At 67.5% G+C, this 17,957-nt stretch carries 21 protein-coding genes; 8 read left to right on the plus strand and 13 right to left on the minus strand.

Annotation, left to right across the window (positions count from 1 at the left end; genetic code table 11):
• Both fabA and Q7J26_RS13300 read right to left on the minus strand, forming a co-directional pair.
• Positions 1 to 302 (minus strand): bifunctional 3-hydroxydecanoyl-ACP dehydratase/trans-2-decenoyl-ACP isomerase (gene fabA, locus Q7J26_RS13295; protein WP_304936885.1); only part of this gene is annotated, 302 nt, incomplete at its 3' end.
• Positions 303 to 379: 77 nt separating this feature from the next.
• On the minus strand, positions 380 to 952 hold the full coding sequence (locus Q7J26_RS13300) for an SH3 domain-containing protein (protein ID WP_304936886.1): 573 nt from the start codon (positions 950 to 952) through the stop codon (positions 380 to 382).
• A gap of 66 nt (positions 953 to 1,018) precedes the next feature.
• On the opposite strand from Q7J26_RS13300, the gene Q7J26_RS13305 reads away from it, so the two are divergent.
• Positions 1,019 to 2,005: a D-glycerate dehydrogenase gene (locus Q7J26_RS13305; protein ID WP_304936887.1), complete on the plus strand. Its 987-nt coding sequence runs from the start codon at positions 1,019 to 1,021 to the stop codon at positions 2,003 to 2,005.
• Here Q7J26_RS13305 and Q7J26_RS13310 read toward each other — a convergent pair.
• Complete coding sequence (locus Q7J26_RS13310; RefSeq protein WP_304936888.1) at positions 2,002 to 3,207, minus strand: DUF6880 family protein; 1,206 nt, start codon at positions 3,205 to 3,207, stop codon at positions 2,002 to 2,004. The genes Q7J26_RS13305 and Q7J26_RS13310 overlap by 4 nt on opposite strands.
• 97 nt (positions 3,208 to 3,304) lie before the next feature.
• Here Q7J26_RS13310 and Q7J26_RS13315 point away from each other — a divergent pair, with 97 nt between their 5' ends.
• On the plus strand, positions 3,305 to 3,556 hold the full coding sequence (locus Q7J26_RS13315; RefSeq protein WP_304936889.1) for a hypothetical protein: 252 nt from the start codon (positions 3,305 to 3,307) through the stop codon (positions 3,554 to 3,556).
• 6 nt (positions 3,557 to 3,562) lie between these two features.
• On the opposite strand, the gene Q7J26_RS13320 is transcribed toward Q7J26_RS13315, so the two are convergent.
• The 3 genes from Q7J26_RS13320 to Q7J26_RS13330 form a co-directional block, all read right to left on the minus strand.
• Positions 3,563 to 4,300, minus strand: coding sequence for a molybdopterin-synthase adenylyltransferase MoeB (locus Q7J26_RS13320; protein WP_304936890.1), 738 nt, complete (start codon positions 4,298 to 4,300; stop codon positions 3,563 to 3,565).
• A 40-nt stretch (positions 4,301 to 4,340) separates the two neighbouring features.
• Positions 4,341 to 4,751 carry a BLUF domain-containing protein gene (locus Q7J26_RS13325; RefSeq protein WP_304936891.1) on the minus strand — a complete coding sequence of 137 codons (411 nt, stop codon included), beginning with the start codon at positions 4,749 to 4,751 and terminating at the stop codon, positions 4,341 to 4,343.
• A gap of 82 nt (positions 4,752 to 4,833) precedes the next feature.
• On the minus strand, positions 4,834 to 5,244 hold the full coding sequence (locus Q7J26_RS13330) for a BLUF domain-containing protein (protein ID WP_304936892.1): 411 nt from the start codon (positions 5,242 to 5,244) through the stop codon (positions 4,834 to 4,836).
• A 132-nt stretch (positions 5,245 to 5,376) separates the two neighbouring features.
• On the opposite strand from Q7J26_RS13330, the gene hslV reads away from it, so the two are divergent.
• On the plus strand, positions 5,377 to 5,931 hold the full coding sequence (gene hslV, locus Q7J26_RS13335) for an ATP-dependent protease subunit HslV (RefSeq protein WP_183197238.1): 555 nt from the start codon (positions 5,377 to 5,379) through the stop codon (positions 5,929 to 5,931).
• A 16-nt stretch (positions 5,932 to 5,947) separates the two neighbouring features.
• Here hslV and Q7J26_RS13340 read toward each other — a convergent pair whose 3' ends face one another.
• Both Q7J26_RS13340 and Q7J26_RS13345 read right to left on the minus strand, forming a co-directional pair.
• Positions 5,948 to 6,526, minus strand: a complete 579-nt coding sequence (locus Q7J26_RS13340) for an ATP-dependent Clp protease proteolytic subunit (protein ID WP_304936893.1) — start codon at positions 6,524 to 6,526, stop codon at positions 5,948 to 5,950.
• Complete coding sequence (locus Q7J26_RS13345; RefSeq protein WP_304936894.1) at positions 6,526 to 6,732, minus strand: hypothetical protein; 207 nt, start codon at positions 6,730 to 6,732, stop codon at positions 6,526 to 6,528. Before Q7J26_RS13345 ends, Q7J26_RS13340 begins: the two co-directional genes overlap by 1 nt.
• A 151-nt stretch (positions 6,733 to 6,883) precedes the next feature.
• On the opposite strand from Q7J26_RS13345, the gene hisS reads away from it, so the two are divergent.
• A complete protein-coding gene (gene hisS / locus Q7J26_RS13350) occupies positions 6,884 to 8,374 on the plus strand; it encodes a histidine--tRNA ligase (protein WP_304936895.1) in 1,491 nt (496 codons plus the stop codon).
• Positions 8,375 to 8,713: 339 nt separating this feature from the next.
• Here hisS and Q7J26_RS13355 read toward each other — a convergent pair whose 3' ends face one another.
• Entirely contained in the window at positions 8,714 to 10,834 is a 2,121-nt protein-coding gene (locus Q7J26_RS13355; RefSeq protein ID WP_304936896.1) for a M13 family metallopeptidase, read from the minus strand.
• 155 nt (positions 10,835 to 10,989) lie between these two features.
• Here Q7J26_RS13355 and Q7J26_RS13360 point away from each other — a divergent pair, with 155 nt between their 5' ends.
• Both Q7J26_RS13360 and Q7J26_RS13365 read left to right on the plus strand, forming a co-directional pair.
• Complete coding sequence (locus Q7J26_RS13360; protein WP_304936897.1) at positions 10,990 to 12,825, plus strand: cation:proton antiporter; 1,836 nt, start codon at positions 10,990 to 10,992, stop codon at positions 12,823 to 12,825.
• A 200-nt stretch (positions 12,826 to 13,025) separates the two neighbouring features.
• Complete coding sequence (locus Q7J26_RS13365; protein ID WP_304936898.1) at positions 13,026 to 13,667, plus strand: TetR/AcrR family transcriptional regulator; 642 nt, start codon at positions 13,026 to 13,028, stop codon at positions 13,665 to 13,667.
• Positions 13,668 to 13,739: 72 nt separating this feature from the next.
• On the opposite strand, the gene Q7J26_RS13370 is transcribed toward Q7J26_RS13365, so the two are convergent.
• Genes Q7J26_RS13370 through Q7J26_RS13380 form a run of 3 tightly spaced genes read right to left on the minus strand, consistent with a single transcriptional unit; the run spans position 13,740 to position 15,267 of the window.
• A complete protein-coding gene (locus Q7J26_RS13370; protein WP_304936899.1) occupies positions 13,740 to 14,351 on the minus strand; it encodes a Smr/MutS family protein in 612 nt (203 codons plus the stop codon).
• Positions 14,348 to 14,587 (minus strand): helix-turn-helix transcriptional regulator, encoded by a 240-nt coding sequence (locus Q7J26_RS13375; protein WP_287927541.1) that lies wholly within the window; start codon positions 14,585 to 14,587, stop codon positions 14,348 to 14,350. The genes Q7J26_RS13370 and Q7J26_RS13375 overlap by 4 nt, the downstream gene beginning before the upstream one ends.
• 23 nt (positions 14,588 to 14,610) lie before the next feature.
• Complete coding sequence (locus Q7J26_RS13380; RefSeq protein ID WP_304936900.1) at positions 14,611 to 15,267, minus strand: DUF2975 domain-containing protein; 657 nt, start codon at positions 15,265 to 15,267, stop codon at positions 14,611 to 14,613.
• 460 nt (positions 15,268 to 15,727) lie between these two features.
• Between Q7J26_RS13380 and rdgB the strand changes: the two genes are divergently transcribed.
• Complete coding sequence (gene rdgB / locus Q7J26_RS13385; RefSeq protein ID WP_304936901.1) at positions 15,728 to 16,330, plus strand: RdgB/HAM1 family non-canonical purine NTP pyrophosphatase; 603 nt, start codon at positions 15,728 to 15,730, stop codon at positions 16,328 to 16,330.
• Positions 16,323 to 17,495: a radical SAM family heme chaperone HemW gene (gene hemW, locus Q7J26_RS13390; RefSeq protein WP_304936902.1), complete on the plus strand. Its 1,173-nt coding sequence runs from the start codon at positions 16,323 to 16,325 to the stop codon at positions 17,493 to 17,495. The genes rdgB and hemW overlap by 8 nt, the downstream gene beginning before the upstream one ends.
• A 93-nt stretch (positions 17,496 to 17,588) precedes the next feature.
• On the opposite strand, the gene Q7J26_RS13395 is transcribed toward hemW, so the two are convergent.
• Positions 17,589 to 17,957: SEC-C metal-binding domain-containing protein (locus Q7J26_RS13395; RefSeq protein WP_304936903.1), on the minus strand; the 369-nt coding region annotated here is incomplete at its 5' end.

The raw sequence follows: 17,957 nt of genomic DNA on the forward strand, positions 1-17,957 counted from the left end.
CCGATCCAGGCGAGGTAAAATCCGACCAGCTGCCACATGGCGTCCAGGCCCAGACAGCCCGGCATGACGGGATCGCCGATGAAATGACACTGGAAGAACCAGAGGTCGGGATGGATATCCAGCTCAGCCTCAACGTAGCCCTTGCCGTGTGCGCCGCCATCGTCGTTGATCTGGGTGATCCGGTCGAACATCAGCATCGGCGGGGCGGGCAGTTGCGCATTGCCGGGACCGAACAGTTCGCCGCGCCCGGAGGCGAGCAGGGCCTCGTGATCGAAGGACGAGGGATATTGGGACTGGGTCAAGGCGGTTCCGTTACGTCTGCTGTTGCTGGCGGGTTACACGACCGCGCGACTTCGCTCAACACCAAGGGTTAGTGTGGTCAGTCCCGACCGGTGCCGGCGGGGCGGTTGGCGTTGCACAAGGCCCTCTGCTGAGTGCCGAACACCGCCCGTTCCTGGACCCAGCCGCGCAGGCGGCGCGCCCGCACCTGACACCAGCCGTCCTCGCATTCGTCCAGCGTCACCAGCGAGCGGGGCGACAGGCGCGCCCGCACGGCCGAGGCCTGGGACTTGCCGGCGTGGATCATCACTTCTTCGGGCGAGGTGTTGAAGACGGACCGGCGGCCCGACGACACCGTGCGGTGAATCCAGGCCACGGCCCCGTCCGGATCGCAGATCTTGCGCCATTCGGTCGTCTCGGCGATCACCTGCACCGGCAGGCCGGCGGCGCGGTATTCCCACAGGATCGGATAGTCCAGCCCCGGTCCCTGGCGCGCGCGGACGTGCGACGACTTCAGCGAGATCCAGCGCGGCACCTCCAGCCCCGTCGGCGTGGGGCGGCCGTCGGGCATGGTCGCGCCCGCGCCGGCCATGAGGCCCACGCCCAGAATGGCCAGGGCGAGGGCGCTGCGGCGTCGCAGGCTTTGGAAGATGGCGGCGGCTTTGCTAGACACTGGATGGAACGACCCGTCGCGCGGGCTTTCGATCCTGAAATCGCCGCCCGCTAACCAAGGCCCGCAATGTCCGTCCGCAAGCTTAAGGTCGTATTAACCAGACGCCTGCCCGACGCGGTCGAAACGCGGATGCGCGAGCTTTTCGACGCCGAGCTGAACCTGAAGGACCAGCCGATGGACCGGGCGGCGCTTGAGGCTGCGGTTCAGCGGGCCGAGGTCCTGGTCCCCACCATCACCGACGTCATCGACGCAGACCTGATCAATGGCGCCGGCGAGCAGCTGAAGATGATCGCCAACTTCGGCGCCGGGGTGGACCATATCGATATCGACGCGGCCGTGGCGCGCGGCATCATCGTCACCAACACCCCCGGCGTCCTGACCGAGGACACGGCCGACCTGGCCATGAGCCTGATCCTGGCCGTCAGCCGCCGCATCGTCGAGGGCGCCCAGGTGGTGGCCGAAGGGCGGTTCGAGGGCTGGACCCCGACCTGGATGTGCGGCCGCAAGCTGTGGGGCAAGCGGCTGGGCATCGTCGGCATGGGCCGGATCGGCCAGGCCCTGGCCCGCCGCGCCAAGGCCTTCGGGCTGCAGGTCCATTATCATAACAGGAAACCCGTCTCGGCCCTGATCGAGGAAGAACTGGGCGCGACCTATTGGGACGATCTGGACCAGATGCTGGCGCGGATGGACGTGGTCTCGCTGAACTGTCCGGCGACCAAGGACACCCATCACCTGCTGTCGGCGGAACGGCTGGCGAAACTTCAGCCCCACGCCATCCTGATCAACACGGCGCGCGGCGATCTGATCGACGAAGCGGCCCTGTCTCAGGCCGTGGCGACCCGGTCCCTGTCCGGCGTCGGCCTGGACGTGTTCGAGAACGAGCCGGCCATTCACCCCGGCCTGCTCGGCCAGCCCAATGTCGTGCTTCTGCCGCATCTCGGCTCGGCGACGCTGGAGGCGCGCCAGGACATGGGCGACCGGGTCATCGCCAATGTCATGACCTACCAGAACGGCCACCGCCCGCCGGACCGGGTCATTCCAGCCATGCTTTAGCCCGCGTCCAGCAGCCGCTCGGCCGCCTCCGGGTATTTCTGCGCCAGCCGCGCGGCCCAGTCGGACCTCAGGGGCAGATGCGACCGGACTTCGCCGATGCGGCGCTCGACCAGGGCGGCGGCCTCGCGGTGGGCGGGCCAGTCCATCAGGAAGCCCAGAGCGGTCTCGAAATCGGCATAGGCGGCGGCGTGGGCCAGGGCTCGGTCCAGGGCCTCGACGTCGTCGAAGTCCGGCAGGCGGGACAGATAGGTTCTCAGGGCCGGCGCAGAAAGGTCGCGTTCGAACATGGCCCAACGCAGGTCCTGGGCCTCGGCCTTGCGCCCCTCGGCGTCGAGCAGGTCGATGCTGGCCGCCTCCCAGGCGGGGGTCAGGGTCGGCGGCCCGGCGCTGGGCGACCGGCCGAAGGTGAAGCGCCGGTTCGCCGCTGTGGGCTTCAGCGCCGCCTCCAGCGCCTGGCGCGCCTCGACCACCCGGCCCGCCGCCAGCAACCGCCGCGCCGCCGCCGCCGCGAAATCCGGCGCGCCCTTTTCGTCCGGCGTCGCCAGCGACAGCCACAGGTCCAGATCCTCGGCCCGGTCCGCCAGCCGTCGGATCGCCGTTCGCAGCCCCCGCGCGCCGGACGCGATGTCCAATCGGTTCAGCAGGGCGCGCGCCAGCTCCGGCGTCAGGGCCTCGCCCGCCGCGCCGATCCAGCGGGCGTAATCCAGCGGGTGGCGTTCGATGGCGGCGGCGAGGCGGTCTATGGCGGCCTCATCGCTCAGCGCGGCTTGAGCGGCGGTCCACAGGTCCGGGGCGGCGGCCTCGAAGGCGGCGGTCATGTCGCCGCGCGGATCCTTGACCCGCAGCGTCAGGCCGCGAAACAGGTCGAACCAGTCGATCATCCGGTCCAGGGCCGCGACCGGCGCGACCGGGGCCAGGTCCTCGACCACCGCCCGACGCAGCATGTCGAGATCGCGCAGCAGGTCCGGCCGTTTGCGCCACGACACCCGCACCCGTCCGACCGCCAGGGCCGTCAGCCGCTTGTCCAGCTCCGCCGTCAGGGGCTCGATCCCCGCCTCGGCCGCCAGCACCAGCCGCAGCCGCCGCTTCAGCAGGGCGTCCCCGTCCGCCGCCTGCATCAACAGCTCGCCCAGCCGATCCGCGCCCAGGGACGCTAGACTGGCGGCGTTCAAACGCTTGGGCGAGGCGGGGCGACGCGCCATTCGATGACCTTTCATACGCCTGTCGGAATCAACGGGCATGGGGCGGAACCGCCGGGACAGAGGATCGTTTCCGGCGGCCTGTATGAGGAAACGTGCGTTGGACTCCTACTATTGCATCGTCAACCTGCCGGGCGTCCCGGTGCGTGACATCTGCGTTCTCGATGCCGCCGACGATCGGGTGGCCGATCTGGCCCTGGCGGAGATCGCCCGAACCTGGCTCGGATTCGAGACCCTGTATCTATATTGCGGCGAACGGCTGGTGACGGTGCTCAGCAATCCCGCCCTGGGCTTCGCCGAGCCCCTGTCGGACCTCGCCCTGGACGACGTCCGTTTCGCCACAGCGGCCTGAACCTCTTCAGTCGCCGCAGATCGGGCAGTCCGGGTCGGCGGCGATTCGAACGGTGCGGGCCGTCCCCGCCAGACCGTCATAGATCAGCAGCCGACCGGTCAGGCTCTCGCCCGCCCCGACGATCAATTTGATGGTTTCCAGCGCCGCCATCGACCCGACCACTCCGGCCAGGGCGCCCACCACCCCGACACGGGCGCAGGTCTCGGCGTCCGGCGGAATCTCGGGCACCAGGCATTGATAACAGGGTCGGCCGGCGAACACCCCGACCTGACCGCTCCATCGGCCCAGGGCGCCGGACACCAAGGGCTTGGCGGCGGCCACGCAAGCCGCGTTGACCAGGCGACGGGTCGCGAAATCATCGGTCCCGTCCAGCACGATGTCGAAACCGCTGATCCGTTCGGCGGCGTTGTCCGGCGTCAGCCGCTCGGCGAAGGTCTGGATCGTCACATACGGGTTCAGGCCGCCTAGGCGTTCGGCGGCGGCCTCGACCTTGGACCGCCCCACCTCGGGCGTGGAAAAGGCGATCTGGCGCTGCAGATTCGACAGGCCCACCACATCGTCGTCGATCAGGCCCAGCGTCCCCACGCCCGCCGCCGCCAGATACAGGGCCGCCGGCGCACCGACCCCCCCGGCCCCGACGATCAGCACCCGCGCGCGCTTCAGCGCCTGCTGGCCCGGTCCCCCGATCTCGGACAGGACCAGGTGGCGGGCGTAGCGTTCGACTTCGTCTTCAGAGAAAACCATGCCGCCTTCTCTAGCGAGGGGCAGGCTCCGGCGCGAGGGTTCAGGAAGCGGCGGCCAGGCTCAGGCTCGTCTCCGACACGATCCTTTCGGCGCTCGTGCTCACGCTCGGATGGTCCAGCCCCTCGGCCAACAGGCGCTCCAGACCCGGCGCCGCGTCCGTCTGGGCCATGGCCCAGCCAGGGAACAGGCGCTGATCGATCACCCGGTCGGCGAGGATGCGGATGTTGGTGTGGCGACGGTCGGCGCGCAGACGACCCATCAGCCGGTCCAGATCGACCCGTGCGCCCTCGACGGCTTGAAAGAACCGGCCGTCATGGCGCATCAGCACCCCGGTCACATGATCCCGGCGATTGTTCCGGTCCGAAGCGCCGATGATGTCGATCAGGGGCAGCAGGCCCACGCCGGCGTCGCCCACGGCGTCGCTGACATAGACAATACGGAACAAACTCATTGATTACTCATACGCTTTTACAAATTTACGGCCGTAAAGGCCGAATAAAGCCATAGAGTTAACGAAACACGCAGGAAAGGCGTCAGACCGCACACGTCGAGACACGCAATCTGTCGCAGGACAACAATCGCTCCAGCACCGAGGCGGCGAGCTGGTCCAGCCGACGGCCGCCCAGATACTCGCCCGCCTGATGCGTCGACAAGGCGTTGAGCTGAACCGGCTCGGCCACGCGACGGTGAACGATGGGGCGATCCTCGACGACCTTGAGATTCCGGTGCCGACGGTCTGAAAGAAGGCGTGCGATCAACCGGTCGACGTCGGCGCGCATGCCCTCCAGCATCATGGCCGCCCGGCCTTCATGAAACATCATGGCGCTGCCGATCATGTCCCGACGATTGTTGCGTTCGGACGCACCGAGAATGTCAGCCAGCATCAGCGGAGATTGTTCAATCGCGCTGACCGTTTCACTCACTAGAAGCACGCGATAGAGCAATTCTCTATCTCCCATATCGGATTTCGCGGTTAAGGATGGCGCGTTATAGCGGTAACTAGGGTCTAAATATGACGCCGTTATCCAGCGTCGCACGCTCTTGATCGGCGGCGGCTGTCGCGCCATCTGCGGATCATGACTCAATCGAATTTTCCCGACTGGCACGGCACCACCATTCTGGCGGTGCGCAAGAACGGCCGCACCGTCATCGCAGGCGACGGCCAGGTCTCCATGGGGCCGACCATCGTCAAGGGCGCGGCGCGCAAGGTGCGCACCCTGGCGGGCGGCAAGGTTCTGGCGGGTTTCGCCGGCGCCACGGCCGACGCCTTCACCCTGATCGAGCGGCTGGAAGCGAAGCTGGAGCAGTATCCTGACCAGCTGGCGCGGGCCTGCGTCGATCTGGCCAAGGACTGGCGCACCGACCGCTATCTGCGCCGGCTGGAGGCCATGCTTCTGGTCGCGGACAAGTCGTCGATCTTCACCGTCACCGGCGTCGGCGATGTGCTGGAGCCCGAACATGGAGTCGCCGCCGTCGGCTCGGGCGGCAACTACGCCCTGTCGGCCGCGCGCGCCCTGATCGAGGAGACCGACCTCGACGCCGAACAGGTCGCCCGCAAGGCGATGAAGATCGCCGCCGAGATCTGCGTCTACACCAACGGCAATCTGACGGTGGAGACGCTGGAGGCCTGATCGGCCTGCGGCGGGCTCAGATCACGTCGGCGATGAGGCCGAAGGCCTTGGCGTCCTGCGCCTCGACGTACCAGTTCTCGGGCGCCCGTTTCAGGACATCCTCCATGGTGATGGAGGATCCGCGCACCAGGTTCTCGAAACCCTCGTTCTGGATCGCGATCGAGTGTTCCAACTCATGCAGCACGGCCCGGACCGAAGCGATACAGGTCGTCAGGGGCCCGGAGACATGCAGATGCTTGTCCATCTTGCGCTCGTGGATCATCACCCGCGTTCCGCGGGTCAGATACCGGTTCGGGATGGCGAAGAAGCTCATGAAGGTGGCGCCGGCCGAATAGATGGCGGCCTTGCCCAGAAACACCAGGCGGCGCTCGGGGTTGATCTCGCTCTGGAACCGCACATCCTCGCCCATCATCCGCGCGACTTCCGGATCGCCGCCCAGGGTGGAGAGTTCGATCACGACTAGGCCGGACGTGGGCGCACGGACCAACTGATCCCGGAACCGCTCATACATCGCATAATCGACCGTTCCCGCCAGCAGGATGCGCGGTGCGTCGAAGGCGCCGGGAGCCAGAATTTCCGAGGGCGGCGCAGACATCAGCGATCGTCCGACGCAGACGCCTCTTCCACGACCGGATAGCCCTGAGACGAGGCCCAGGTTCGGGCTTCCCCGATGGAAAAGAAGGCCTGTTCGCGGATCCGGCGCGCGCCGTCGTCATCGACCAGTTCGCATTCCCACCATCTTATGGTCCGGCGGTCGGACGTGGTGCAGGTCTTGGAGACAAGGACGGCGTGTGGAGTCATGGCGTCATAACGGACAAGGTTTCGCCTTTGTTCCGCCTGACTGGATTTTTCTTTTAATGAACAAGAGGATGCGTCAATACGTGCGGGCCGAATCCGCCCGGGCCGCCGGTCATAAGTTGCGATCATCCCCCCCTTGGCTTAAGCGCGCGCCATGACCGATGACGCCCCCATTCGACCCCTCGCCCGCAATCCGCGCGGCTTCGCCGACAAGCGTGGTCGCGATCTGACCGCCGAACGCCGCATCGTCGCGCGTGTGTCCGAGGTCTATGAGCGTTGGGGCTTCGAACCGCTGGAGACGCCCGCGTTCGAATACGCCGACGCCTTGGGCAAATTCCTGCCCGACGCCGACCGGCCCAATGAAGGCGTCTTCGCCCTTCAGGACGATGCGGGTTCGGACGAGCCGGGCGACTGGATGGCCCTGCGTTACGACCACACGGCGCCCCTGGCCCGGTTCGCGGCCCAGACCTGGGAGACCCTGCCCAAGCCGTTCCGGCGCTACGCCTATGGCCCGGTCTGGCGCAACGAGAAGCCCGGCCCGGGTCGGTTCCGCGAGTTCTGGCAGTGCGACGCCGACACCGTCGGCTCCGACAGGCCGGAGGCCGACGCCGAAATCATCGCCATGGCCTGCGAGGGCCTGGGCGCCGCCGGGCTGGACGCGGGCCAGGCCCAGATCCGTGTTTCGAACCGCAAACTGTTCGACGGTCTGTTCGACGCCGGCGGCGTGACCGAGGCCGGCCAGCGACTGACCGCCCTGCGCGCCATCGACAAGTTCGACCGGCTGGGCTGGGAGGGCGTGGTCCAGCTGCTGGGCGAAGGCCGTCTGGACGAGTCCGGCGACTACACCAAGGGCGCAAGCCTGCCGACCAAGGTGACGGCCGCCATCGAGGCCTTCCTGGCCTCGGCCAATACGCCGGGCCTGTCGCGGGCCGAGACCCTGGACGCGGTCGCCCGCTCGGGCGACCTGGGCGCGGCGGGCGAGGCGGCGCTGAACGAACTGGCCGCCATCGACCGGGCGCTGGCCGCCATGCGGGTCGGCCAGGAGGCCGTGAAGTTCGACCCCACCATCGTGCGTGGGCTGGAATATTACACCGGCGCCGTGTTCGAGGCCGAACTGTTGCTGGACACCGTTGACGACAAGGGCCGGCCGGTCCGGTTCGGCTCCATCGGCGGCGGCGGGCGGTATGACGACCTGGTCGCCCGTTTCACCGGCCAGAGCGTGCCGGCGACCGGCTTCTCCTTCGGCGTCTCGCGCTTGGCCTCGGCACTTCGGGCGGCCGGTCGCAGCGCGGAGGACGCCGTGCGCGGCCCCGTGGTGGTCATCGTCTTCTCCGACGAGGACATGGCCCATTATCTGGCCGCCGTCGCCGAACTGCGCGCCGCCGGGATCGCGGCCGAACTCTATCTGGGCCGCGCGGGTATGAAGGCCCAGATGAAATACGCCGACCGTCGCGGCTCTCCGGCCGTCGTCATCCTGGGCGGCGACGAGATTGCAGCAGGCGAAGTCACCATCAAGGACCTGGACGCCGGCCGCGCCGCCGCCGCCGCCATCACCGACAACGACGCCTGGAAGGCCGAACGTCCGGGCCAGATGAAGATTCCTCGCGACGGCCTGATCGCTGCGATCAGAACCATTATCGAATAAGCTTCGAGAAAATTGTGCGTCAAATATGACTTATCAATGATAAGTCGAAGAAAGTTCGACTCTGTTTGATCCGTGCGTTGACGTCGCAGGGTCCGATAGGCCAAATGAACTCACTCGAGGGCAAGCGTTGCTCAAGCGCGCAGCACTCGAAGGCGTTTCGGGGAGGAAACGTCCGCTCTTCAAAGAGCGCGAAAGCCCGCTGCGATGTATCCCCCGCAGCGGGCTTTTTCGCGCCTGGAGCCCTGCCGGACTGCGGCGATATGGATAGTTTGTCGAGGCGTCCGGCCATGAAAAAGGCCGGAGCGAACCCCGGCCTTTTCCGTTTTCGAACAGGCGCGCCTACCAGATGCGGACGCGTTCCTCGGGCGTCAGATAGTATTTGGTTCCCGGCTCGACGTCGAAGGCGTCGTACCAGGCGTCCACGTTGCGCAGCGGGCCGATGACCCGGAACTGGGCGGCCGAGTGCGGGTCGGTGGCGACCTGCTGTTTCAGGGCTTCGTCGCGATATTTCGACTGCCAGACCTGGGCCCAGCCGTAGAAGAAGCGCTGGTCGCCGGTCGTGCCGTCCAGCACCGGCGCGGGCTTGCCGGCCAGCGACAGGTGATAGGCTTCCAGACCCACGGCCACGCCCGAGGCGTCGCCGATGTTCTCGCCCATCGTCAGGCCGGGGTTGATGGTGTAGCCGGCGATCGGCTCATAGGCGGCGTATTGCGCGCCCAGGCGGGCGGTCAGGGCCTCGAAATTGGCCTTGTCGGTCGGGGTCCACCAGTTGCGCAGCACGCCGTCGCCGTCGGACTTGGAGCCCTGGTCGTCGAAGCCGTGACCGATCTCGTGGCCGATGACGCCGCCGATGCCGCCGTAGTTGACCGCCGGATCGCCGTTCGGATCGAAGAAGGGCGGCTGCAGGATAGCGGCCGGGAAGACGATCTCGTTATTGGCCGAGTTGTAATAGGCGTTCACCGTCTGGGGCGTCATGCCCCACTCGGACTTGTCGACCGGCTCGTTCAGGCGCGCGAGGTCGTAGTTCCATTCGAACAGACCGCGCCGCACGGCGTTGCCGACCAGATCGTCGGCGCGGATCTCAAGGCCGGAATAGTCGCGCCACTTGTCCGGATAGCCGATCTTGACGGTGAATTTCCGCAGCTTCTCTTGCGCGGCCGCCTTGGTCTCGTCGCCCATCCAGGTCAGATTATCGATCCGGTGCGACAGGGCGGTGCGTAGATTGGCGACCAAGTCTTCCATCTTGGCCTTGGAGTCGGCCGGGAAATACTGGGCGACATAGAGCCGGCCCGTGGCCTCGCCCAGCGAACCTTCGGCGAAGGAGATGGCGCGCTTTTCGCGGGTGCGCTGCTCGGGCTGGCCCGACAGGTCGCGCGCCCGGAAGGCCCATTGGGCGTCCGAGAAGCGTTGCGACAGCAGGGGCGCCATATCGTCGGCGGTGTGGAAGGCTTCCCAAGCCTGAAGCAGTTCGACCGGGGTCTCGGCGTAGATGGCCGCGATCTTGGGCATGGCCGTGTCCTGACGCACGATCAGGCGGGGCACGCCGCCCAGTTCGGCCGCATCATAATAGGCCTGCCAGTCGAAGCCCGGCGCGTCCTGGGTCAGTTTGGCGATGGTGACCTCGTTATAGGTCTTGTCGCGGTTGCGGTTCTCGACCGGGGTCCAGTGCGCCTCGGCGATCTTGGTTTCGAGCTCCACAATTTCGGCCGCCGTGGTGAACGGCTTGTCCCAACCCGACATGGCCAGGATTTGGCCCACGTAGGTCGTGTAGAGGTGCTTCTTATCGGCGTAGCGGGCGTCCAGATAATAGTCGCGGTTCGGCAGGCCGATGCCCGACTGACCGGTCGAGACGACGTAGCGGGTCGGTTGTTTCGCATCGATGGTGATGCCGGTGCCGAAGAAGGAGCCGCCGAAACGGCCGACCGTCTGGCCCATATAGACGGCCATCTTCTCATGGCTGTCGGCGGCGCGAATGGCGGCCAGATAGGGTTGCAGCGGCTGGGCGTCCAGCTGATCGATCCGCGCCTGGTCGATGTAGGAGCGATAGGCGTCGGCCACCTTGGCCTCGTCCGAGCCGGGCGTCAGGTCGGTGCGCGCGGCCAGGCCGGTGACCAGTTCCTTCATCCGATTGTCCGACAGTTCGCGCAGCAGGGCGAAGGAGCCGTAGCTGGTGCGGTCCGACGGGATGACCAGCTTGTCGAAGGCCGCGCCGTTGGCGTAGCGGAAGAAGTCGTCGCCCGGCTTAACCGAGGTGTCGCGGCCGTTCAGGTCGAAACCCCAGGTTCCATAACGGGGCGCGTCCACGCCCTGCCAGCCGGCGGCGGTCTCTTCACCCGAGAACAGCGAGACGATCGAGCAGGTCTCGTCGATACAGGCGTGGTCGTGATCGACGTCCTGGGCGAAGGCGGCGGCAGGCAACAGAAGGGCGCCGACGGCGGCGCCGATAAGCAGTCTTTTCATCACTGTATCCTAGGTTCCACCCCCGAAACGGGCGGGTCGGAGCGGACCCTAGACCGGAGGCGGGGGCTGTCGCCTTAAAAAAAGTTCATGAAACGGTCGCGACGTCTCGCCAGGGGCGGCGGTTCCGGTTCACATGCCGGGGATACGGAGGGCGAATGCAGGGGCACGGCGCAGACTACAAGGATCTGGTGGTCTTCCTGGCGGCGGCCGGGGTGATCGTGCCTCTGGTCAATCGGCTGAAGATCAGTCCGGTGCTGGGCTTCCTGGCCGCCGGCGTGGTGCTGGGCCCCAGCGGCCTGGCGCGGTTCTCGGACACCATCCCCTGGCTGTCCTATTTCACCATCAGCGATCCGGTTCAGCTGGCCCAGCTGTCGGAACTGGGCGTCGCCTTCCTGCTGTTCATGATCGGGTTGGAACTGTCGTGGGAGCGGCTGCGCGCCATGCGGCGGCTGGTCTTCGGCCTGGGGCTGATGCAGGTGGTGGTCTGCACCCTGGTGCTGGCGGGCCTGTTCGTGCTGCTGGGTCAGACCCTGGTCAGCGCCGTGGTGCTGGGCATGGGCCTGGCCCTGTCCTCGACGGCGGTGGTCATGCCGGTCCTGGCCGAGAGCGGGCGGCTGAAGGGGACGGTCGGACGGTCGACCTTCGCCATCCTGTTGGCCCAGGACCTGTCCGTCGCCCCCATCCTGATCACCGTCAGCGTCATGGCCGCCGTCGCCCAGGCGGGCGGGTCGCTGGATCCGGCGGTGCTGGGGCGCTCGCTGTTCACCCTGATTCCAGCCGCCATCGGCCTGGGCCTGCTGGTCCTGCTGGGCCGGGTGGTGCTGCGACCCATGTTCCGCTCGGTGGCCCAAGCGCGCAAGTCGGCCCAGGGCGGCGAACTGTTCGTCGCCGCCAGCCTGCTGGTCGTGGTGGTCGCCGGGCTGGCGGCCCAGGCCAGCGGCCTGTCCATGAGCATCGGCGCCCTGGTCGCCGGCGTGCTGCTGGCCGAGACCGAGTTCCGACGCGAGGTCGAGGTCTCCATCGAACCGTTCAAGGGCCTGTTGCTGGGGGTCTTCTTCGTCGGGGTCGGCCTGGGCCTGGACCTGGGCGCGGTCGCCGCCAATCCGGTCCTGCTGTTCGGCCTGGCCCTGGCCATCACGGTGGTGAAGACCGGGGTCATCTTCGGCCTGGCGCGGCTGTGGGGCCTGGGCGCGCGTCCGGCGCTGGAGACCGCCCTGGTGCTGGCCCCGGCGGGCGAGTTCGCCTTCGTGGTCTTCGCCACCGGCATGGTCGAGGGCGTCGCCCCGCCGGCCCTGACCAGCACCGTGGCCCTGTCGGCGACCCTGAGCATCTTCTCCATTCCCCTTCTGGCCCTGCTAGGGCAGAGGCTGTCGCGCGAAAAGGCGCCGGCCCTGCCGACCACGCCCGAGGGTGCGGCCCCGCCGGAACAGGCCGACGGCGCCGTCATCATCGTCGGCTTCGGCCGGGTCGGGCGGCTGATCGGCGAACTGCTCAAGGAGCATGACCAGACCTTCATCGCCCTGGACACCGACGCCGCCGCCGTGGCGGCCGGACGTCGCGACGGCTTCGACGTCTTCTACGGCGACGCAGGCCGCGCCGAGATGCTGGTTCACTGCGGGGTGCGGTCCACCCGCGCCCTGATCGTGACCATGGATGCGCCGACCAAGGTGGACGAGGTGGTGACGACCGCCCGCGCCCTGCGCGACGACCTGATCCTGATCGCCCGCGCCCGCGACGATCAGCATGCGGCGCGGCTGTACGCCCTGGGCGTCACCGACGCCGTGCCGGAGACGACCGAGGCCAGTCTTCAGCTGGCGGAGAACACCCTGGTCGACCTGGGCGTGCCCATGGGTCTGGTGCTGGCCTCGATCCATGAGAAGCGTGATCAGTTTCGACGCACCTTCCAGGCCGCAATACCCGCCGGAGGACGCAGTAGAACCACCCGCGCGTTGAGAATGCCTCAGATTGGGACAGGTAACCACAACGGTTAAGCTTAGAAATCGGGCTGTTAACCGTGTCATCGGCTTTTGCGACCCATTTTCGTCATGGTTCCGTGATGCAAGCCCTGCTTCATCATCGCGCGGTTGGCGGGCGAAGCAACAGAACGTCTCGCCTCGCGGTCTAAGCGACTGACCCAGTCAACTTCGGGCCGTCAGGGCTTCCGAAATGCGTAGAGTAAAAGCCTGAATTCATGACCGATACCGTTCTCTCGACCGAAGCCGCTCCCCGCCTGAACCGCCGTCAGGCCGCCAAGGTCCGGACTCGCCAGAAGGTTCTGGACGCCGCCCGCTCCCTGTTCGCCGAGCGCGGCTATGAACCGGCCACGATCCGCGACATCGCCAAGGGCGCCGGCATGTCCACCGGGGCGGTCTTCGCCAACTTCCAGGACAAGGCCGAACTGTTCGAGGCCGTCCTGACCGAAGACATGACCCGCCTGGCCGAGGTGGTCGAGGCCGGCGCGCCCGAGGGCGAACCCGTTCGCCAGCGGCTGCTGGGCGCCCTCAGCGCCGGCTATCACTCTTCGCTGGACCAGCTGCCCCTGTTCCAGGCCATCGTCGCCCGGTCCTGGTTCCAGCCCCTGGCCGCCGAGATGCGCGCCCGCGCCGCGACCAAGAACCTGCTGCTGGCCATCGGCGGCATCCTCCAGGAAGCCGTGGCCAAGGGTGAACTGCGCCAGGACGCGGAGATCCGCCTGCTGGTCGAGTTGATCTGGGACGCCTACCTGTCGAACTACCGCCGCGCCGCCTATGACGAATGGGACGCTCAAGCCCTGTCCGACCATATGGGCAAGCAGATCGACGTGATCCTGGCCGGCGCGTTGTCCGCCAAATAATCCAATCGAAGCGCCTGAAAAGGTCGGGGCCGCCGCGCGGTCCCGACCTTTTTCATGCCCGGCGTTCCGCGTTCAGGCCTTACGCTTCAGGGTGACGTAGAAGGCGCCGTTGCCGCCGTGCCTCTGGTGGGCCACGGTGAAGCCGGACACCACGCTGCGCAGGCCCGGCGACTGCATCCATTCTCCGAACGAGGCGCGGATTACGCCGCCGCCCAGCCGTCCCTGGCCGGTGATGACCAGGACCGCCCGCATCCCACGCGCCTGGCACGAAGTCAGAAAGCCCCGCAGCTGATCCTCGGCCTCGAACCGGCCGAAGCCGTGCAGGTCGATACGGGCCTCGATCGGGTCGCGCTCGCGTGACAGCCGCTGTTTGCGTCGCGGTTCCAGATCCTCGGGGGCGGAGCGGACGCGTGAGGCCGTCGGCCGCGCCGTCGAAGGCTGGGCGTCGGCCTGGCGTGCAGTCGGGGGGGCGGTCGGCAGGCTGCGTTGCGGCGAGGTCTTGGGCAGGGGACGCGGATGCTCCGGCGGGGCGACGACCAGATGGGCCGGGGCTTCGGCGCCCGGTGTGACGCGGGCGGGCTTGCGGCTGCGGGGGGCCACGACCGAGCCGGTGATCCGACCCCAGATGCGACGGTCCTCGGGCGTCAGCCCGTTCTCGTCCCGGCCGGGGCCCTTGCGCTTCATGTATCGGCGTCGTCGTCGAAGGCGTCGCCGGGACCGGGTTCGTGAACCAGCAGGTCGCCGGGCTGGCAGTCCAGTTCACGGCACAGGGCGTCCAGGGTCGAAAACCGCACGGCCCGCGCCTTGCCGGTCTTCAGAATCGACAGGTTCGCCACCGTCACCCCGACCCGGTCGGCGAGCTCGGTCAGCGACATGCGGCGTTCGACGAGGACGCGATCAAGCTGGACGCGGATGGCCATGGGGAAGTCCTACTGGAAACGGCTCAGATCGTCAGTTCGGATTCGCGGCGCAGGCGCGCGCCCTCGCGGAACACCTCCGCCAGGACGAAGACGATCAGGACGGAGAAGATGGGGGTCAACAGTTCGCCCAGGCCCTGGGGGTCCATGACGCCGGGCGCCAGGCGCGCGGCGACGAAACCCTGGGCCAGCCAGACGCCGCCGGTGACGACCGCCAGGGTCAGGCCGATCTGGCGCAGACGGCGGACATTGTCGGGATGGAAGGGGTCGCCCATGGTCAGGGTGCGAAAGATCCGACGCAGACTGCGCAGGATCAGCATGAAGCCGCCGAAATAGGCGGTGGCCGCCCCCAGACCGAACAGCAGCAGCAGACGGGTCAAAGGCAGCTGACGCCCGCCGGAATCACCGCTGACGGTGATGTTCACATTATCCAGGGGAATGAAGACGGCGGCGACCAGCAGAAACAGCAGCAGGCCGGTGATCAGCCAGAGCAGGATATAGGCGACGTCCAGCGCCACCTTCAGCACGCTGGAGACCGATCCCGGCCCCAGGGCGCGGAACGGGGCCTTCAGCGGCGCGGTCAGGGCGGCGAGCCAGCGAGGGGCGGGCCATTTCGAACTCAGCCGTTTCGACTCTTGCGCCTCGCCTCGCTTAAGCGGATGTCGCGGCGGGAGCAGGCGCATGGTCGGTCTCAGGCCGGAGGGATGGGCGCGACGGCTGCACGGGGTCCGGCGAACCCGCGCGCAGCTCTATACATCGCGGTCTTCGTCAAGGTCGTCAAAGCTCTCATGATCGATACGGGACTAGACTTGGGGGCGATCAGAAGGCTTGAACCAGAATGGCGACCAGGGCGGTCGGCAGGGCGGCGATCAGGACCGTGTTGACGAAAGCGGCGCAGACCTTGTCGAGCCAGAGCGACATGTTCATCGTATGCATCAGGGTTCTCCGTTTTTCCTGTATGGGTGATAATCACCCGTTTCGTTTGTTATCCGCATGATCGTTCCGGTTTTTCCGGAAGTCCTGAACGGTGCGGCCCCGTTCCTGACGATCAATAGATAGGCTGTGCGCTGTTAAAAAGCACGTTACATATCGTTTAACGATATTAAACTTTGGCAATAGACTGTTTCAGGGCCGTGATCGTCGATGACTCTCAAGCTTTTCAAGGGGATGCGGATCGTCGCCGCCACCCATAATCCGGGCAAGGTTCCGGAAATCGCCGCCCTTCTGGGTGAAGATTACGAGTTTCTCACCGCCGGACAGCTGAATCTGCCCGAGCCGGACGAGACGGAGAGCACCTTCACCGGCAACGCCATGCTGAAGGCCCGCCATGCGGCCGACTTGTCGGGCGAAGTCTCGCTGGCCGACGATTCTGGGATGTCGGTTGCAGCCCTGGACGGGGCGCCGGGCATATTTTCCGCGCGCTGGGCCGGGCCGGGCAAGGATTTCGCCGTGGCGATGAAGAAGGTCGAGGACCGGCTGGAGGAGATCGGGGCGACGGACCGGGCCGCCTGGTTCACCTCGGCCCTGGCGGTGGCCTGGCCGGACGGGCCTTGCGTGGTGGTGGAGGGCGAGGTGCACGGCGTCCTGACCTTCCCGCCGCGTGGCGACCGGGGCTTCGGCTATGACCCCATCTTCATTCCCGAGGGCGGCGATCTGACGTTCGGCGAGATGGAGCCGGCGGCCAAGGAGGCCATCAGCCACCGCACACGCGCCTTCGCCAAGCTGCGGGCCGCGTTGATTGACTGATCCCTCAGAGACCTGGGTGGACCCCGGCTCGGACGTCGGCCTCTATGTCCACTGGCCCTATTGTTCGCGCATCTGCCCCTATTGCGACTTCAACGTCGTGCGCGACCGGGGGCGGGTCGAGGAGCAGGCGGGACTGGTCGAGGCGATCCTGGCCGATATGCGGGCGCAGCGGGCCCTGACGGGGCCGCGCCGGCTGGCTTCGATCTTCTTCGGCGGCGGCACCCCCTCGCTGATGGCGCCCGAGGCGGTGGCGCGGATCATCGCCCAGGCGCGCGACCTGTTCCCTCCGTCGGGACCGATCGAGATTTCTCTGGAGGCCAATCCGACCGACGCCGAGGCGGCCCGGTTCGCCGCCCTAGCGGGGGCCGGGGTCAACCGGCTGTCGATGGGGGTGCAGGCCCTGGACGACGACGCCCTGCGGTTCCTGGGGCGGGATCATACGGCGGCGGAGGCGCGGCGCGCGGTCGATCTGGCCGGGCGGGCGTTTTCGCGCCTGTCCATCGACCTGATCTACGCCCGGCCGGACCAGACCCCGGCCGACTGGGCGACGGAGCTGGGCGCGGCCCTGGACATGGGGTTCGAACACGTCTCGCCCTATCAGTTGACCCTGGAGCCGACGACCGCCTTCGGCCGAGCCCTGGCGCGCGGAACCCTGATCCCGCCGGACGAGGACGCCGCCGCAGTCCTGTACGAGACCACCCAGGCCGTGCTGGAGGCCGCCGGTTTCGACGCCTACGAAGTGTCCAACCATGCCCGGGGCGTGGCGGCGCGGTCGGCCCATAATCTGCACGTCTGGCGCGGCGGGGACTATCTGGGCCTGGGGCCGGGCGCCCACGGGCGCCTGACGCTGGACGGGACACGCACCGCCACCGTCGCCCACCGCCGGATCGCAGACTATGTCGCCGGAGTCGGGGCGGGGACGCCCTGGACGGAGACGGAGCGGCTGGACGCCGCCGGGGCGGCGGAAGAGCGGCTGCTGCTGGGTCTGCGCACCGTTGAAGGCGCGCCGGTCGGACTGCTGGCGCATCTGGGACTGTCGGTCGGCGCCGGGCCGGTGGCGACGTTGATCGCTGACGGTTTCCTGACGGTTGTCGATGGCCGGCTGGTCGCCACGCCACGAGGGCGGCCGGTGCTGGACGGGGTGCTGAAGGCGCTGCTGACCTAAACAAAACGGCCCCGGATCGAAATCCGGAGCCGCTTTGGCGTCACATCGGGTCGGTGCGCTTAAACCAGCGCCCCATTGTTTCGTTCGGGGCGCTTAGACCAGCGCCCCGTGGCAGTGTTTGAACTTGCGGCCCGAGCCGCAGGGGCAGGGCGAGTTACGGCCGGTCATTTCCCAACCGGGCGGCAGGGCCTCGACCGGAAGCTTGGAGCGGTCGTCGCCGATCAGGGTTCCTTCTGGATTCTGGGCCGACGGATTGGCCATCTCGTTCTCGCCGGTGCCGGGGTTCAGGTGGATTTCCTGGAACTCGGGCATTTCCGGCGGGGCCTGGAAGCGGAACTCGACCGTCATCAGCCAGCGAGTGACGTTGTGGCGCAGGTCGTACAACAGGCTTTCGAACAGGGCGAAGGCCTCGGTCTTGTACTCGTTCAGCGGATCGCGCTGGCCGTAGCCGCGCAGGCCGAT

This window comes from Brevundimonas sp. (assembly GCF_030656255.1).
Taxonomy (GTDB): domain Bacteria; phylum Pseudomonadota; class Alphaproteobacteria; order Caulobacterales; family Caulobacteraceae; genus Brevundimonas.

Coding starts and splice junctions, on each gene's coding strand:
- Q7J26_RS13305 (WP_304936887.1), top strand. CDS start 1,019: ATGTCCGTCCGCAAGCTTAAGGTCGTATTAACCAGACGCCTGCCCGAC.
- Q7J26_RS13310 (WP_304936888.1), bottom strand. CDS start 3,207: ATGGCGCGTCGCCCCGCCTCGCCCAAGCGTTTGAACGCCGCCAGTCTA.
- Q7J26_RS13320 (WP_304936890.1), bottom strand. CDS start 4,300: ATGGTTTTCTCTGAAGACGAAGTCGAACGCTACGCCCGCCACCTGGTC.
- Q7J26_RS13325 (WP_304936891.1), bottom strand. CDS start 4,751: ATGAGTTTGTTCCGTATTGTCTATGTCAGCGACGCCGTGGGCGACGCC.
- hslV (WP_183197238.1), top strand. CDS start 5,377: ATGACTCAATCGAATTTTCCCGACTGGCACGGCACCACCATTCTGGCG.
- Q7J26_RS13340 (WP_304936893.1), bottom strand. CDS start 6,526: ATGTCTGCGCCGCCCTCGGAAATTCTGGCTCCCGGCGCCTTCGACGCA.
- Q7J26_RS13345 (WP_304936894.1), bottom strand. CDS start 6,732: ATGACTCCACACGCCGTCCTTGTCTCCAAGACCTGCACCACGTCCGAC.
- hisS (WP_304936895.1), top strand. CDS start 6,884: ATGACCGATGACGCCCCCATTCGACCCCTCGCCCGCAATCCGCGCGGC.
- Q7J26_RS13355 (WP_304936896.1), bottom strand. CDS start 10,834: ATGAAAAGACTGCTTATCGGCGCCGCCGTCGGCGCCCTTCTGTTGCCT.
- Q7J26_RS13360 (WP_304936897.1), top strand. CDS start 10,990: ATGCAGGGGCACGGCGCAGACTACAAGGATCTGGTGGTCTTCCTGGCG.
- Q7J26_RS13365 (WP_304936898.1), top strand. CDS start 13,026: ATGACCGATACCGTTCTCTCGACCGAAGCCGCTCCCCGCCTGAACCGC.
- Q7J26_RS13370 (WP_304936899.1), bottom strand. CDS start 14,351: ATGAAGCGCAAGGGCCCCGGCCGGGACGAGAACGGGCTGACGCCCGAG.
- Q7J26_RS13375 (WP_287927541.1), bottom strand. CDS start 14,587: ATGGCCATCCGCGTCCAGCTTGATCGCGTCCTCGTCGAACGCCGCATG.
- Q7J26_RS13380 (WP_304936900.1), bottom strand. CDS start 15,267: ATGCGCCTGCTCCCGCCGCGACATCCGCTTAAGCGAGGCGAGGCGCAA.
- rdgB (WP_304936901.1), top strand. CDS start 15,728: ATGACTCTCAAGCTTTTCAAGGGGATGCGGATCGTCGCCGCCACCCAT.